Genomic DNA, 16,145 nt, shown 5'->3' with positions numbered 1-16,145 from the left:
GGATCAGTCCTCGCTGAGGATGCGCGGCACCGCGAAGCGCTGCTGCTCGCTCGCCGGGGCCATCGCGAGCGCCTCGTCGGCGCTCAACGACGCTCGCACCTCGTCAGCACGCGTCACGTTCGTCAGGGGCAGCGGGTGCGACATCGGCGGGATGTCATCGGCCGCGACCTCGCTGACGCTGGCCACGAAGCCGACGATCGAGTCGAGCTGGCCGGCGAACGTCTCCAGTTCGTCGTCCGACAGCTGGATGCGGGCCAGGCCGGCGACGTGCGCCACCTCATCGCGGGAGAGAGAAGACATGGGCGTCATCCTATGTGGTGTGTGGATCGGCGTGCTCGGGTGGGCACTCAGCCCACGAGCGCCTTCTTGACCAGGGCCGGGTCGGGGTTGGTGTGGGGACGGCCGTCGATGACGACGGTGGGCACGACCTCGTTGCCGTCATTGACCATCGCGACGAACTCGCGAGCCTCGTCGTCCTCCCAGATGTTGCGCCACGTCGCGCGCGTGCCGTCGGCGCCCAGCGCGCGCTCGAGGCGGGTGCAGAACGGGCAAGCCGGCCGCCAGTAGATCGTCACGTCACTCATCGTCAGGTTCCTTCGTCGTGGTGTCGGCCGGTGCGGTTTCACCGTCCGTGGTTTCATCGTCCGTGGCGGCGGGCTCCGGATCGACCGGAGCGTGAGCTTCTTCGAGCGCGTCGTCGACGGCAAGCTCGGACCCTTCGTCACCCGCTGCGCCTTCGTCGTCGCCCAATCCGTCACCGAGAGCGGCCGCGCCGCCCTCGAGCAGGCGCGTGAACTGGGCCTCGTCGAGGATGCGCAGACCCAGCTCCTCGGCCTTCGTCGCCTTCGACCCGGCGTTCTCGCCGAGCACGACGTAGTCGGTCTTCTTGCTCACGCTGCCGGATGCCTTGCCGCCGCGCGCGATGATCGCCTCCTTGACGCCGTCACGCGTGAAGTTCTCGAGCGAACCGGTCGCGACGATCGTCAGACCGGCGAGGGTCTGCTCTATCGACTCGTCGCGTTCGTCCTCCATGCGCACGCCGCTCGCGGCCCACCCGGCGACGATGTTCTCGTGCCAGTCGACGGCGAACCACTCCTTGATCGAGTGGGCGATGACGGCGCCGACGCCGTCGGTCGCGGCGAGCGTCGCCTCGTCGGCGTCACGGATTGCGTCGATCGAACCGAACTGGGTCGCGAGCGCGCGCGCCGCCGTCGGGCCGACGTGTCGGATCGACAGGGCGACGATGACGCGCCACAACGGTTGCGTCTTGGCGACTTCGAGGTTGGCGAGCAGTTTCTCCCCCGTCGCCGAGACGATGCGTCCGTCGCGCACCTTGGCCTCCGGGTCGCTCTTTTTCGCGACGCGCGTGTAGAGGGGCACCCGGGCGAGGTCGTCGTAGGTGAGGTCGAACAGGGTGGATTCGTCCGTCAGCACCCCCGATTCGAGCAGCGAGATGGCGCCCTCCCAGCCGAGGGCCTCGATGTCGAAGGCGCCACGGCTCGCGAGGGAGAACAGGCGTTCACGCAATTGGGAGGGGCAGGTGCGGCCGTTCGGGCAGCGGATGTCCTTGTTGCCCTCACGTTCGTAGGCGAGCTCGGTGCCGCACGCCGGGCAGTGCGTCGGCATGACGAACTCCCGCTCGTCGCCCGTGCGCGCCTCGACGACGGGCCCGACGATTTCTGGGATGACGTCGCCCGCCTTGCGCAGCACGACGGTGTCGCCGATCAGCACGCCCTTGCGCTTGACCTCGAACGCGTTGTGCAGCGTCGCCATCGACACCGTCGAGCCGGCGACCTTGACGGGCTGCATCATGCCGAACGGAGTGACGCGGCCGGTGCGTCCGACGTTGACCTCGATGTCGAGCAGCTTCGTGTTGACCTCTTCGGGCGGGTACTTGTAGGCGATGGCCCAGCGGGGCGCGCGTGACGTCGCGCCGAGGGCGCGCTGCACCGCGATCTCGTCGACCTTGACGACGACGCCGTCGATCTCGTGCGTGACGGAGTGCCGGTGCTCCCCGTAGTGGGCGACGAACTTCTGCACCTCGTCCATCGTGTCGAGGACCTCGGCGTAGGGCGACGTCGGCAGCCCCCAGTCGGCGAGCAGTTCATAGGCCTCGCTCTGGCGGGTGATGTCGAACCCGGTGCGCGCACCGATGCCGTGGACCAGCATCCGCAGCGGCCGCTTGGCCGTCTTCGCCGGGTCCTTCTGTCGCAGCGAGCCCGCCGCCGCGTTGCGCGGGTTGGCGAACGGCGACTTGCCTTCTTCGACGAGTGAGGCGTTGAGCGCCTCGAACTCCTTGACCGGGAAGAACACCTCACCGCGGATCTCGACGAGCTGAGGTAGGTCGTCGCCGTGCAGTTCGAGCGGGATGCCCTGGATCGTGCGGACGTTGAGCGTGACGTCCTCGCCCGTGCGCCCGTCGCCGCGCGTCACGCCGCGCACGAGCTTGCCGTTCTCGTAGAGCAGGTTGATGGCGAGCCCGTCGATCTTCAGCTCGCACAGGTAGTGGAAGCTCGTGTTGGCCTCGCGCACGACGCGGTCGCCCCATTCCGCGAGTTCCTCCGGGCTGAACGCGTTGTCGAGGCTCAGCATGCGCTCGACGTGGTCGACGGCCGTGAACTCCGTCGAGTACGTGCCCCCCACTCGCTGCGTCGGCGACTCCGGCGAACGCAGCTCGGGGTAGCTCTCCTCGACGCCCTGCAGTTCGCGCAACAACTCGTCGTACTCGCCATCGCTGATCGTGGGCGCATCCTTCACGTAGTACGCGAACTGGTGGCCGTCGATCTGCTCGGTCAGTTCCGCCGCGCGGTGGCGCACCGCGTCGGGTACGTCGGTGCGCAGCGTGTCCGCCTTCGCCTGGCGGCCCTTCCTGGGCGTCGTCTCGCTCACGTGCTCCATCCTGCACCACCGGCACGACAACCCCGGAATTCCGCGGCTGAGGCCACGCGAGGCCGGTGTGCTGCTTGCGTCAGGTTCGACGCTCTCGTCGGCAGGACGAGCTATGGCACCAGATGCGTCGACGACGTCAGCCGACGCTTTCTCGCAGCATCGTGGCCGCTTCGATCGCGAGGCGCTGAATGCGAAGGGCGTCCTTGGGCGGCAGCGTCGCCAGACCACACGCGGGGGTGACGACGAGACGGTCGAACTCCTCAGCCCCGAATCCGATGCGGTTCCACATCGCGAGGAACCGTTCGACGTGGACGCGCGGGTGACGCTCGGTCGACGTGGTTGGCACGAGCCCGGCCCACAGCGTCATCCCGCCGTCGATCGCCTCACCCAGGGCGTCGAACTGGGGCTCGGCGACGAGCGACGTGTCGAGCGCGACACCGTCGAGGCCCGCGCGACGCAGGAGCGCGATCGGCGCGTCGGGCGCGCAGCAGTGCGCCGTCACGCTCGCCCCGCTCGCCCTGACCGCGTCGACGACGTCGCGCAGAACCTCACCGGCCCGCCCCTCGTCGACGGGATGCAGCCGGCGCATGCCGGACAGCGAGCGAATCGAGCCGGCGAGCACGGCGGGCAGGCTCGGTTCGTCGAGCTGGACGACGACGTCGGCGCCGGGCACGAGACGTCGCAGGTGCTCGACGTGGCCGACGGCGCCCGCGGCCAGCGACTGTGCCAGATCTCGCGACGCCCCGGCGTCGCTGACGACGCGTTCCCCGCGGGGCAACCACAGCGACGCGGCCAGCGTCCACGGACCGCACACCTGCGTCTTGAGCGGTCCGACATAGCCGTCGTAGGCCTCGGCGACCTCGTCGAGATCCTGTTGCAAGAACCCTTGAGCGCGGCGCAGGTCGCGCCCGCGAGCCGAGCCCGGGGGCGTGAGGCGCCAGCCACTAGGCTGCAGGTCGACCGGCATCTCGACGAGCAGGTCGGCAGCTCGGCCGATCATGTCGGCGCCCGGCCCACGCGCCGGTTGCTCGGGAACGTACGGGATGCCGAAGCCGTCGGGAACATCCCCGACGAGCAGGTCGCGCACCTGCCGCACGGCGTCGCGCGACCCGACGTCGGGCAGCGAACCGACGCCGCTCGTGCGAGGCCCGAGAAGATCTGCCACGGCCTACTCACTCGCCCCCGACGCTCGGGGAACCGTCAGAGCTTGTCGTCGAATCTCCCACCGTAACAACAGAACTCGACTGACGCGGCGCACGTGACGTAGCGGTGATCGTCGCCGACCCGACGACGCGCGTGCCCTCGTACAGCACGACCGACTGCCCCGGCGCCACGCCGCGTGTGCGCGCGTCGAGCCGCACGACGACGCGGTCATCGTCAGCGGTCACGGTCGCAGGAAACTCCTCGCCGTGCGCCCGAAGCTGCGCGCCGAGCCGCACCTCACCGACGGGCGGCGGGCCGGGCCAGCGGGCGTGCGAGCCTTCGATGACGTCGACGCCGAGCAGATCGGCCGTTCCGACGACGACGGTGTTCGTCTTCGGCTGGACGTCGACGACGTACCGCTTCGCGTGGTCGTCGCGCGGCACCTTGAGTCCGAGCCCGCGACGCTGACCGACGGTGTACGCGTACGCGCCCTCGTGCCGGCCGACGACCTCACCGTCGGTGTCGACGATGTCGCCGGGCTTCTCACCTAGCCGCTTCGTCAGCCACGCCTTGGTGTCGCCGTCGGCGATGAAGCAGATGTCGTGGCTGTCGGGCTTGTTCGCCACGTAGAAGCCCTTGGCCGCGGCCTCCTCACGAATCTGCGGCTTCGTCGTGTCGCCGAGCGGGAAGAACGAGTGCGCGAGCTGCTCGGCGTCGAGCACCCCGAGGACGTACGACTGGTCCTTCGCCATGTCGACGGCCCGATGCAGCTCCTTGCCGTTCGGGCCCTCGACGATCTGCGCATAGTGACCGGTCGCGACGGCGTCGAAACCGAGCGCGAGCGCCTTGTCGAGCAGCGCCGCGAACTTGATCTTCTCGTTGCAGCGCAGACACGGGTTGGGGGTACGTCCGGCTTCGTACTCGGCGACGAAATCCTCGACGACATCGGCCTTGAACCGCTCGGCCATGTCCCACACGTAGAACGGGATGCCGAGGCGATCAGCGACGCGGCGCGCGTCACCGGCGTCCTCGATCGTGCAGCAGCCGCGAGCGCTCTCGCGCAGCGTGGCAGCGGACTGGGACAACGCGAGGTGGACCCCGACGACGTCGTGGCCCGCCTCGAGCATGCGCGAGGCGGCCACGGCGGAATCGACTCCACCGCTCATCGCGGCGACGACGCGCATCACGACACCTTCCTGGTAGCTTCCTGGGCTCTGCGGGCGCGTTCGGCGACGGCCGGCAGCGCCTCCAGAAAGGCGTCAACGTCGGCCTGCGTCGAGGTATGCCCGAGGGTGAGGCGCAATGCGCCGCGCGCTCGTTCCTCGGGGATGCCCATGGCGAGCAGGACGTGGCTGGGACGCGGCACGCCGGCCTGGCACGCCGAGCCCGTCGAGCACTCGACGCCCGCGGCGTCGAGCAGGTAGAGCATCGAGTCGCCGTCACAACCGGGAACACGCAGGTGGGCGTTGCCGGGGAGCCGTGACGTGCTGTCGCCGCGCGTCCAGGCGCCGCTGATCTCGATACCGAGGTCGAGCGCGAGGGCGCCGTCGATGAGGGCGTCACGCAGGCCGACGAGACGCACGGCCTCATCTTCGCGTGCGGCACAGGCGAGTTCGACGGCGATGGCCAAGCCCCGGATGCCGGCGACGTCGAGCGTTCCGCTACGCACCTGACGCTCCTGGCCGCCGCCGTGGGTCAGCGGGTCGAGCTTCGCGTCGCGGGCGAGCAGCAGCGCTCCGACGCCTTGTGGCCCGCCGAGCTTGTGGCCGGTGAGCGCGAGCATCGTCGTGTTCGATGCGGCGAAGTCGACGTCGACGTGGCCGATCGCCTGCACCGCGTCGGTGTGGAACGGGATCGCGAACTCCGCGCAGACGGCACCGATCTCGGCGATGGGCTGCACGGTGCCGACCTCGTTGTTCGCCCACATGACGCTGACGAGCGCGACGGTCTGCGGCCCACCGTCAGCCTCGATCGCGGCACGGACGGCTGCTGCCGTGATGACACCGTCGCTCGTGGGTTCGACCCAGGTGACGGCCGCACCCTCGTGCGCGACGAGCGCCTCGACGGCGTCGAGGACGGCGTGGTGCTCGATGCCACTGACGACGAGCCGGCGCCGCGCGTCATCGATGCGGCGCGTCGCGCGGTAGGTGCCCTTGATGGCCATGTTGTCGCTCTCGGTGCCGCCGGAGGTGAAGATGACCTCCGACGGACGCGCCCCCAGAGCCGCTGCGATCCGCTCGCGCGACTCCTCGACGACGCCGCGCGCATTGCGGCCACTCGTATGCAGGCTGGACGCATTGCCCACGATTGCCATCTGTTTCGCCATCGCGTCGATCACCTCGGGGTGGATCGGCGAGGTGGCAGCATGGTCGAGATACACGCGATTCGGCACCCGCCAAGCTTAGTCCCGCCCGCCGACAGCGCCATGTCGCGCCCGATGAGCCTGGTGAACGCCTGGCGCGCAGGCCCGGTGTGGTCCCTGGAAATTCGGATGCATGCGGCGGACCTCACGGGTCACACTGACGGCGATGACCACCTCACCTGAATCCTCAGTCGGCCTCCACGACGCCATCACGACCGCTGCCCTGCGCGACGTCCACCCCCGATTGCGCGACTGGTACGACGAACCGACGCTGGCCACGAACATGCGGGCCCACCTCGCCGAAGGTGCCGAGTGGGTCGGAGACGAGGAGTTCGGCGCCGCCTACCGCGACGGCGTCGCCGTCATCGACGTGCCCGATGCCGTCGACTGGGCCAATCGCCTCCTCACCCTGCCCTGCGGTGGCTGGGCCGTCACCGGGATCCGGTTTCGAGGTCGCGACCTCACCAAGCCGTTCGTGGAGATCGCGGCGCACGACGTCGGCGACGCGTCGTCGGGCGATCACTGGCACGCCATGGCCGACGAGATCGCGCGGGCCTACGCCCCGTTCGCGCCCGGGAGGCTCCAGGTCTTCACGTCGTCGCCGGACTCGGCGCGCGTTTCCCTTGAAGCCTTCGGGTTTCAGACAGAGGTGGACACCTACCTCGTGGCCGGTCTCATTCGCGAGTTGCGAGAGCGTCCTCGGAGCACGAGGTTCGACGACGTGACCCTCGCGCCCATCTCGGCATCGGCGGCGTCGCGGCTCGCGGAGCGGGTCCACGACGATCTGGCGGAACAGAACCCCGAGACGCGTCTGTGGTCCACGCCCCAGACCCTGGAGGAATTCGACGAACACGCCGCGGCGGGAACGCTCTTCGGCATCCACCTCGCCGACCGACTCGTCGGGATCATCGCCGCCTTTCGCTGGAACGCCCATGGCATGACGGGATTCACCGTCGCCGAGAACGTCATCGACGCGCCGCACCGCGGCCAAAAGCTCGCCCCCGCTGCGATGCAGCACCTCTTCGAGATGCTGCCGGCCGCCGACGGCGACGTGCTGTGGGGCACCATCCACCCCGACAACACACCGTCACTGCACAACGCGTTGCGCGTCGGCCGCGAGATAGTCGGGGCTCACCTATGGCTCACGCCGGCGGGGTGGCCCGGCTGGTGACGCCGCCCCGACATCACCCTGCGCTCTCAGCATCGGGTGCCGGGATGTTGCGTACGGCATCTGAGAACGTCCCAACGGCTGCCGCGAGCAACAACAGGACGGCCACGCCCCCGGCGAGCGCCTCGAAGCCTGCCCAGTCGAGCACCAGACCGGACAATGCTTGCGCGCTGGAGCTGAACACGAGAGAAGCGAGGCCCGCGGCCATCAGCACGCGTCCCCGCAGCTCGTCCGGAATGAGGCCGAGCAGGTAGGGCTGCGCCGCCACAGCGACGGTGGGCACGGGCATGAAGAGAAAGAGTGCGAGACCCACCATCCACCTGAAACTATGCGTGACGGCGAGAACGCTGGCGATCACCGCCATGGTGAGCATGGCTCCTGCTATGAGTTCACGAGCCGGCCAGCGTCCCATGACCCGGTGGGCGAGCATCCCGCCCAGCACGAGGCCGATTCCAGCGACGCCGTCCACCACACCCACACGCCAGGCGCCCTGACCCGTTGCCTGCAGGTGCAGGTTGAGCCCGATGGCGAGTGAGATGACCGCGCAGTTCCCGATGAGCCCGAGTAGCAGGAGCGTCTGGGCCGCGCGCGAACGCCGCAGCCACCCGAACCCTGCGAACAGCGCGGCACGCAGAGGCTCGGTGGGCCGCTCGCGGTCAAGTGTGCCGAGCCGGCGAGGCAAGCGCGTCGTGAATGCCCACTCCATTGCCGAGAGCACCATGTTGGACACGAACGGCACTACGGGCCCGATGCCGTAGAGCACACCACCGAGGGGCGGGCCGAGGGTGGCGATCACCGCGTCCCTCGTCTGCATGCGCGCGACGGCCTCTCCTAATTCATCCTCCTCGACGAGGTCAGGCAGAACGGTGTGGCGCACCGAGCCCAGTGCCCCACTGCACGCGCCTTGGATGACGGCCAGCGCTGCGAGCAGCCCGAGACTCAGCACGTCGGTGACGATGAAGGCAGCGAGCACGCCGTAGAGGAGCACCTCTACCCCGGCGTCGAGGAGGAGCAGGCTGCGACGGTCAAGGCGATCCGAGATCAGCCCGCCCGGTAGCACGGTGACGATCTGAGTGGCGGTGCGCAATGCACCCACCAGCGCCGCGGCCCTGACGTCGTGCGTCACGGAGTAGGCGAGGAGCGTCCACCCAAGCATCGCCAAAGACGTGCCCAGCTGCGACACGGTCTCGCCCGCGAACCACAGGGAAAAAGCAGAGCGACCTTTGGTAATCGTCATAGAACAGCTTCCCCGAGGACACTTTTGCAGACATCGATCGACAGTCTTCTCAGCGACAGGTCGAGGGCGCCAAGCCCATGCTCAGCCCCCCATACTCCGCGAGCCGTATGCGCAGGGGAGGACGTTCCCAAATCCAAGCGGCGGCCCAGCTGCGCGCGGTTGGCGGCGAGCCACGCCTGCGCGCTCGACGCATCGAGAGTTCTCAGCAAACCCGCCAAGCCGGCGTGCCACCCGAGACTGTGACTGTAAACGGGTCGAGAAAGACGATTTCGGAACATATCCAGACCGTGACTCACGCGGCGCCCGCCCACCTCAAGAGCTTTGGCGGCAAGAAGGAGGCCAGCAGCTCCCTCGACGAGATGAGGACTGCGCGCATCTGCCTGAGCGATAGATGGGAGTGAGTCTTGACTCACATTCAACATATTCAAACGACGCGAGACGTGGCGCGTGCAGGCGTCCAAAACATCATTCGTGAGCCGGCCGACGATCGGTGGGTTTGCCGGAAGTAGAGAGCAGACAATCTTCTCTTCACCCTGAGCCTCGAAACATGTATTTTCCAACCAGAAACCGGCAGCCCCTCGGAACTGCCCCAGTAGTCCCACATGGGCACCCCACCCCACGACGCGAGCCCCACCGCTCCAAATCAGTGATCCGACTCGGTCTGGATCAGAAGCGAGCTGATCACTGAGAAACAGGTCTTACTCGGGTGCCCTTCAGCGCGTCGACAGTCGGCGCGGACTCGATGGACTGCATTTCAATCGGTTGTATGGTGCTCTCCCAGAGTTTACACAATGTCAACTCTGGGAGGCTTGACTTCCTTGAGTATACTCGTAGAACTTTTCAAAGTTCGCTTTATGAGGCAGCCAGTTCTCGCGGTCGGCAGCGAAGCACGGTTCGCTGATCGTCGGACCCCCGCCGCGCGAGGCAGACCCCGGCAAGGATGAGTCAACGCTCGACGCCCCCGGTGTCGCACGTGTCGACGATCAGGCGCCTCGCGTTCTGGAAGGTGCAGCGACGACCAGCGAGCACTCCCCCGGCGACGAGGGTGGATCATGTCCCAACAGCGATCAGCAACCCACCGGGTGATGCCGCACCGGCGGCCCAGGACGGACCAAACGGCTCGCGGGCAACGGTTGGTATGACGAAGGCGCCCCGCCTCCCTGATGGGAAGCCGGGCGCCTTCGACGCGCGAGAGGTGCGTCAGGTCAGTTGTTGGCCTTCGCGACGGCCTCGGTGGCCTGCGGCAGCACGTTGAACAGGTCGCCGACGACGCCGAAGTCGACGAGCTCGAAGATCGGCGCCTCCTCGTCCTTGTTGACGGCGACGATCGTCTTGGACGTCTGCATACCGGCGCGGTGCTGGATGGCACCGGAGATGCCGGCGGCGACGTACAGCTGCGGCGAGACCTGCTTGCCCGTCTGGCCGACCTGATTGGTGTGCGGGTACCAGCCAGCGTCGACGGCGGCGCGCGAAGCACCGACAGCCGCACCGAGCGAGTCGGCGAACGCCTCGACGGGCGAGAAGTCACCGTTCGTGCCGCGACCACCGGAGACGACGATGCGCGCCTCGCTGAGCTCGGGACGACCCGACTTCTGCTTCTCCTTGCGGTCGGTGATCTGGGCGCTCTTCGCCGCGTCCGAGACGGACACGGTGACGGCGACCGGAGCAGCCTGCGACTGCGACGCCTGCGGCGTCGCCGAGTTCGGCTTCACCGTGATGATCGACATCGGCGTCGTGGCCTGTGCCTTGAGCGTCCAGGAACCGGCGAACACGGACTGCGTCGTCACCGGCGCACCACCGTCGCCGGCCTCGACGTTGACGGCGTCCGTCGTCAGACCTGAGTTGGTCTTGACGGCGAGGCGCGCCGCGGCCTCGTTGTTCGTGCCCGACGAGGGCAGCAGAACGGCGGCCGGCGAGGCCTGCTCGACGACGGCGGCGAGCGCCTCGGCGAGCGGGGCCGGGTGACCGTCGACCTCGGCGGAGTCGATGACGTAGACCTTCTCGGCGCCGAACTGCGCGAGACGCGGGCGTGCGGCGTCGACGTTCGAACCGACGAAGACGGCGGACGGCGTGCCGAGGCTGCGCGCGAGCGTCAGCAACTCAGCGGTGACCTTGCGGACCTGGCCATCGACGTGGTCGACCAGGACGAGAACTTCAGCCATGGTGTGTTTCTCCTCAGTCAGAAAGTGTCGGTGGCGATCAGATGAGCTTGGCGCCGGAGAGGAACTCGACGAGCTTCGTGCCGCCGTCGCCCTCGTCGGTGACGATCTGGCCCTGCTCGCGCGGGGGGCGCTTCGTCGTGTCGAGCACCTTGGTGGCCGCGGCGTCGAGACCGACCTGGCCGGCGTCGACACCGAGGTCGGCGAGGCTCATCTCCTCGACCGGCTTCTTCTTGGCCGCCATGATGCCCTTGAAGGACGGGTAGCGCGGCTCGTTGATCTGGTCGGTCACCGACACGACGGCCGGCAGCGACGCGACGACCGTCTCGGACGCGACGTCGGAGTCACGACGACCCGTCGCCTGAGCGCCGGAGACCTCGAGGGTCGAGACCTGCGTGAGCTGCGGCAGGCCGAGGCGCTCGGCGACCATGGCCGGGATGACACTCATGCCGCCGTCGGTCGAGGCGAGACCGAACATCACGATGTCGGGCTGGCCGACCTTCTTGACGGCCTCGGCGATGACGAGCGACGTCGCGAGGGCGTCGGAGCCGGCGATGGCGTCGTCGCTGATGTGGATGCCCTTGTCGGCGCCCATCTGCAGCGCCTTCTTGACTGCTTCGGCTGCGTCGGCGGGGCCGACGGTCAGCGCCGTCACCTCGCCGCCTTCGGACTCGACGATCTTGAGTGCTTCTTCGACCGCGTACTCGTCGAGCTCCGACAGGAGGCCGTCGACGTTCTCGCGGTCGGTGGTGTTGTCCTCGGAGAAGCCGCGCTCGCCCTGGGCGTCGGGCACGTGCTTGACACAGACGACGATGTTCATGCGTCTACCGTCCTTTTCGTAGGAGCTTGTCCGTCCGAGATTACGTTACCCGTCGGTAACGTCGGCGTCGAGCCCTCGCACGGATCGTGGATGTGAGGAAGTGAATCAGCCGTGCGTCAGCTTGACGACGAGCAGACCGATCAACGTCAGCGCGACGATGATCCAGGGCAGCAGACGGTTGACGAGAGTCGAGGCGGCACCCGTCTCCCCCTGTGTGAAGTCGGCCTTGCGGCCGAGGAGCGTGTCGACGATCGCGGCCGCGATCGCGATGACGAGGCCGACGACGAACCAGATCGTGGGGTTCGCGCCCCACACCTTGTCGACGTCGCGCACCATGCCGGTCCAGCCCAGCAGGGCGAAGAACATGCCGACGAGCCCGGCCAGGGCCAGCACGATGGCGCGCGTGCGCGCCTGGCCCGCCTCGCGGGCGGTCAAGGGCGATGACACGGGGTAGTCCTTTCCGTAGGCGACGGGATCTCCGAAGATCTCGCGTGCCGTCTTGTTCTGGCGGATGCAGGCGTCGTCGACGTCGCCGAGGGCGTCGTCACGCTGCGCGGGGGTCGCGCCCCGATCGGCGAGAGCCGCGAGGAACGGCTCCTGCCAATCGGGTTCGACCTTCCACTGCTTGATCATGCTCAGCGGCCTTCGAACTGCGCCTTGCCCGGCCCCTGCTCGACGAACGAACGCATGCCGATCTCGCGGTCCTTCGTGGCGAACAGGCCGGTGAACAGCTGCGACTCGATGGCGAGCCCCGTCGCGAGGTCGCCGTCGAGGCCACGGTTGATGGCCTCCTTCGCGGCGCGCAGGGCGACACGCGGGCCGTTGACGAACGGCTTGACCTTCGCGAGCGCCGCCTCGTACGTCGTGCCGGGCTCGACGAGTTCGTCGACGAGACCGATCTCCAGCGCCTCGTCAGCCTTGACGAAGCGACCGGAGAAGACGATGTCCTTCGCCTTCGACGGCCCGACGAGACGAGCGAGCCGCTGCGTGCCGCCCGCACCCGGGATGACGCCGAGCAGAATCTCGGGCTGGCCGAGCGTCGCGTCGTTCGCGGCGATGCGGAAGTCCGCCGTCATGGCGAGTTCGCAGCCGCCGCCGAGGGCGTACCCCTCGATGGCGGCGACCGTCGGGAACGGCAGCTCGGCGAGCGCGCGGAACGCGTTCTGCAGCTTCGTGCCACGTTCGACCATGTCGACGTAGTCGAGCTGCTGCATCTCCTTGATGTCGGCGCCAGCCGCGAACACCTTGTCTCCACCGGTGATGATGGCGGCGCGCACGTCGGCGTCGTCGAGCAGGTCGGCCGCGACACGCGCGAGCGAATCCTGGATCTCCGCGTCGAGCGGGTTCATCTTGGGTCGATCGATGCGGATGGTGGCGACACCGTCCGTCACATCCAGCTTGACCCACTGGCCGTAGGCGACCTGCTCAGCCATGGCTCAGGCCTGCCCGCCGGCGGGCGCGTCACCCTCGCCGGGCTGCGCGAACGCGGGGACGCCGCCCTCGGCCGCGTGCGGGCCGTCGGAGCTGGCGCTCTGGTGCCACAACTGCGTCGCCTGCAGGATCATCTGCGTCGTCGACGGCAGCACCATCTCGAGGTCGAGATCCGGCGTCACGAGGTGCTCACCGGAGACGACGACCATGTCGCGCGCGATGCCGACCTTGACGATGTTGAGGCTGAGGGTGACGTCGTTGGCCGCGTTGAGGCGCTTGGTCAGGTCGGACGTGATGTCGTCCGTGATCTGCCACTGACCGAACAGGCGAATCAGAGCGATCTCACCCTCCATGACGCGCACGAAGAGGTTCTGGTCCTCGACGGAGTACATGATGTCGCCGTCGGAGTCGATCTGCGGGTTGAAACCGAAACCGCCGAGGATGCCGACGATCTTGTCCGTGAGGGAGGCCGCGCCGGAGGTGTCGCCGGCGCCCGTGCCGGGCGCCGGAGCGGGCTGGCCGAAGTTGGGCAGAGCTGTGGGATCAGTCATGTGGCCAACCTACCGACTCTTATCCTGGTTCGCATGGCCGACCCGCAACGAGTCTTCGTCCGCACCCCTCGTCCGGGCGTCACGCTCGAGCGGGACGGCGCGATCTTCTGCGTCGTCGCGGCCCACGCGAGCGCAGTCGAACTGTGCCTGTTCGGCACGCAGGATGCCCCGGCGGGCGAGTCGCGCGTTTCGATGATGCGCCTCGACGGCGGCCATTGGGCGGCGTTCGTTCCGGCGGCCGGCCCCGGGACGACGTACGGGTACCGCGCGCACGGAGCGTGGGCGCCCGCGGCGGGCCTGCGTCACAACCCCGCGAAGCTGCTGCTCGACCCGTATGCGGGCGCCGTCAGCGCCGAGATGACGTGGCGGCCCGAAGTGTTTGGGCACGTCGTCGACGACGCGTTCGCGGGCGACGCCCGGGTGCGGGATGACCGCGATTCCGCGCCGTTCGTGCCGCGCGGCGTCGTCGTGAGCCACGATTTCGACTGGGGCGGCGACGCCCGCCCCCAGGTGCGTGACGCCGACCGCGTCATCTACGAGGCGCACGTCAAGGGTCTGACGGTGCAGCATCCCGACGTCCCCGAAGAACTGCGCGGCACCTACGCGGGGCTCGCGCACGCGTCGATGACGACGTACCTGCGCGATCTCGGCGTGACGAGCGTCGAACTGCTGCCGGTGCATGCGTTCGTCGACGAACCGCACCTGGTGAAGCTCGGGCTCAGCAACTACTGGGGTTACAACACGCTCGGTTTCTTCGCGCCGCACGCGGCGTATGCCCATGCGAGTGATGCGCAGGGGGTCGTCGACGAGGTCAAGTCGATGGTGAGGTCGCTGCACGCGGCGGGGCTCGAGGTCATCCTCGACGTCGTCTACAACCACACGTGCGAGCAGGGCGGCCACGAGGGCGCGATGTTGTCACTGCGCGGGCTCGACAATGCGACCGCCTACCGTCTCGGCGAGCACGGCGAGGACATCGACGTGACCGGCTGCGGCAACACCCTCGACGTGCGCGAACCCGCCGTCATGCGCCTCGTGCTCGATTCCCTGCGGCACTGGGTGAGCGAGTATCACGTCGACGGTTTTCGCTTCGACCTCGCCGTCGCGCTCGGGCGGGCGCCCGGTGATGACTTCGACCCGCGGGCGGCGCTGCTCATGGCGATGCAGGCAGACCCGGTGCTGTCGCAGGTGACGCTGATCGCCGAGCCGTGGGACACCGGCCTCCACGGGTGGCGAACAGGGCAGTTTCCCGCCGGCTTCGCCGAGTGGAACGACCGGTTCCGCAACACGGTGCGTGACTTCTGGCTCGCCGACCTTGCGGCGGCATCACGAGGCGACGGTGGCGGCGGGCAGCACCCCGGCGGCGGGGTGGCGGATCTCGCGACGCGTTTGACCGGGTCGCAGGACCTGGTCGGCGGCCCGCTGCGCCGGCCGCAGGCGTCGATCAACTACGTCACGGCGCACGACGGTTTCACGCTCGCCGACCTGACGGCCTACGAGACGAAGCACAACGAGGCCAACGGGGAAGACAACCGCGACGGCACGAGTGACAACCGGTCGTGGAATCACGGTGTCGAGGGTTGGCCGAGTGACGCGGTCGACGAGTCGGGTGGTGAGCCGACGTCAGACGCCGCTGCCGGGAGCGTCTCGGGTGGTGCGGGCGATGTGGCAGCGGATCTCGCAGCCCGACGACTGCGCTCGATGCGCAACATGCTCGGCACGTTGCTGCTGTCGGCCGGCGTGCCGATGCTGACCGCAGGCGACGAGTTCGCTCGAACGCAGCATGGCAACAACAACGCCTATTGCCAGGATTCGCCGATCGGCTGGGTCGACTGGAATCACTCCCCGGCCCAGCGTGATCTGCTCGCGACGACGCGGCACCTGCTCGCCCTACGGCGCCGCTTCGGCGTGCTGCGCCATCCCGATTTCTATCCCGGTTCCCGCGCCGTGGCGGGTGAGCCTGACGTGCGCTGGTTCTCCGCGGCCGGGGTCGGGCTGAGTGACGCCGAGTGGACGTGCCCCTCGACGCGCACGCTGCAGGCGTTGTTCGACGGTGGTGACACGGACGACGAGTCGGTCCTGCTCGTCCTGCACGGGGCGCTCGACGCTGCATCGGTGACGTTGCCGCCGTCACCGGACGGGGGCGGCTGGAGCGTCGTGTGGGATTCGGCGCAGCCGCCGCCGCCGCCAGAGGGCCAGTTTGTAGCCGACGGTGGCACGTTCGCCGCCGATGGCCCCTCGATGCTCGTGCTCACGCCGTCGCGCGGCTGAGCTCCCGGAAGGGGTCGAGGAGAAACGCGCTCCAAGAAGCGCGAATCTCCACAACCCCTACCTGTCGTCACGACGACGTCAACCACAGCCGCTGCACGACGCAACGAGCAACAAGTG

General features: G+C 68.5%; 14 protein-coding genes. 2 read left to right on the top strand and 12 right to left on the bottom strand.

Going from position 1 to position 16,145, the window contains the following annotated elements; translation table 11 throughout:
* Positions 1-3: 3 nt before the first annotated feature.
* From gatC to AC1RS9_RS02055, 6 genes are all read right to left on the bottom strand, one after another.
* A complete protein-coding gene (gene gatC / locus AC1RS9_RS02080; protein WP_492920345.1) occupies positions 4-300 on the bottom strand; it encodes an Asp-tRNA(Asn)/Glu-tRNA(Gln) amidotransferase subunit GatC in 297 nt (98 codons plus the stop codon).
* Positions 301-347: 47 nt separating this feature from the next.
* Positions 348-584 carry a glutaredoxin family protein gene (locus AC1RS9_RS02075; RefSeq protein WP_492920343.1) on the bottom strand — a complete coding sequence of 79 codons (237 nt, stop codon included), beginning with the start codon at positions 582-584 and terminating at the stop codon, positions 348-350.
* Positions 577-2,898: an NAD-dependent DNA ligase LigA gene (ligA, locus tag AC1RS9_RS02070; protein ID WP_492920341.1), complete on the bottom strand. Its 2,322-nt coding sequence runs from the start codon at positions 2,896-2,898 to the stop codon at positions 577-579. Before ligA ends, AC1RS9_RS02075 begins: the two co-directional genes overlap by 8 nt.
* Before the next feature lie 127 nt (positions 2,899-3,025).
* Entirely contained in the window at positions 3,026-4,054 is a 1,029-nt protein-coding gene (locus tag AC1RS9_RS02065; RefSeq protein ID WP_006946016.1) for a uroporphyrinogen decarboxylase/cobalamine-independent methonine synthase family protein, read from the bottom strand.
* 7 nt (positions 4,055-4,061) lie between these two features.
* Positions 4,062-5,216, bottom strand: coding sequence for a tRNA 2-thiouridine(34) synthase MnmA (gene mnmA / locus AC1RS9_RS02060; RefSeq protein ID WP_074046202.1), 1,155 nt, complete (start codon positions 5,214-5,216; stop codon positions 4,062-4,064).
* A complete protein-coding gene (locus AC1RS9_RS02055) occupies positions 5,216-6,358 on the bottom strand; it encodes a cysteine desulfurase family protein (RefSeq protein WP_235006282.1) in 1,143 nt (380 codons plus the stop codon). The genes mnmA and AC1RS9_RS02055 overlap by 1 nt, the downstream gene beginning before the upstream one ends.
* 406 nt (positions 6,359-6,764) lie before the next feature.
* Between AC1RS9_RS02055 and AC1RS9_RS02050 the strand changes: the two genes are divergently transcribed.
* Entirely contained in the window at positions 6,765-7,565 is an 801-nt protein-coding gene (locus AC1RS9_RS02050; RefSeq protein ID WP_492920338.1) for a GNAT family N-acetyltransferase, read from the top strand.
* Positions 7,566-7,578: 13 nt separating this feature from the next.
* Here the strand turns inward: AC1RS9_RS02050 and AC1RS9_RS02045 are convergent, their stop codons facing one another.
* From AC1RS9_RS02045 to AC1RS9_RS02020, 6 genes are all read right to left on the bottom strand, one after another.
* Positions 7,579-8,799: an MFS transporter gene (locus AC1RS9_RS02045; protein ID WP_492920336.1), complete on the bottom strand. Its 1,221-nt coding sequence runs from the start codon at positions 8,797-8,799 to the stop codon at positions 7,579-7,581.
* A gap of 1,205 nt (positions 8,800-10,004) precedes the next feature.
* On the bottom strand, positions 10,005-10,961 hold the full coding sequence (locus AC1RS9_RS02040; protein ID WP_006945925.1) for an electron transfer flavoprotein subunit alpha/FixB family protein: 957 nt from the start codon (positions 10,959-10,961) through the stop codon (positions 10,005-10,007).
* 37 nt (positions 10,962-10,998) lie between these two features.
* Positions 10,999-11,778: an electron transfer flavoprotein subunit beta/FixA family protein gene (locus AC1RS9_RS02035; protein ID WP_006945995.1), complete on the bottom strand. Its 780-nt coding sequence runs from the start codon at positions 11,776-11,778 to the stop codon at positions 10,999-11,001.
* Between the two features lie 105 nt (positions 11,779-11,883).
* A complete protein-coding gene (locus AC1RS9_RS02030) occupies positions 11,884-12,411 on the bottom strand; it encodes a hypothetical protein (protein WP_006945992.1) in 528 nt (175 codons plus the stop codon).
* Positions 12,412-12,413: 2 nt separating this feature from the next.
* Positions 12,414-13,211: an enoyl-CoA hydratase/isomerase family protein gene (locus tag AC1RS9_RS02025; protein ID WP_006946011.1), complete on the bottom strand. Its 798-nt coding sequence runs from the start codon at positions 13,209-13,211 to the stop codon at positions 12,414-12,416.
* A 3-nt stretch (positions 13,212-13,214) separates the two neighbouring features.
* Positions 13,215-13,760 (bottom strand): T3SS (YopN, CesT) and YbjN peptide-binding chaperone 1, encoded by a 546-nt coding sequence (locus tag AC1RS9_RS02020; RefSeq protein WP_006945928.1) that lies wholly within the window; start codon positions 13,758-13,760, stop codon positions 13,215-13,217.
* Positions 13,761-13,793: 33 nt separating this feature from the next.
* Between AC1RS9_RS02020 and glgX the strand changes: the two genes are divergently transcribed.
* Positions 13,794-16,028 carry a glycogen debranching protein GlgX gene (glgX, locus tag AC1RS9_RS02015; protein WP_473956883.1) on the top strand — a complete coding sequence of 745 codons (2,235 nt, stop codon included), beginning with the start codon at positions 13,794-13,796 and terminating at the stop codon, positions 16,026-16,028.
* The last annotated feature ends 117 nt before the right edge of the window (positions 16,029-16,145 follow it).

This window comes from Dermacoccus sp. MPR-E5 (genome assembly GCF_058809565.1).
This window is presented reverse-complemented; position numbering and strand designations above follow the sequence as displayed.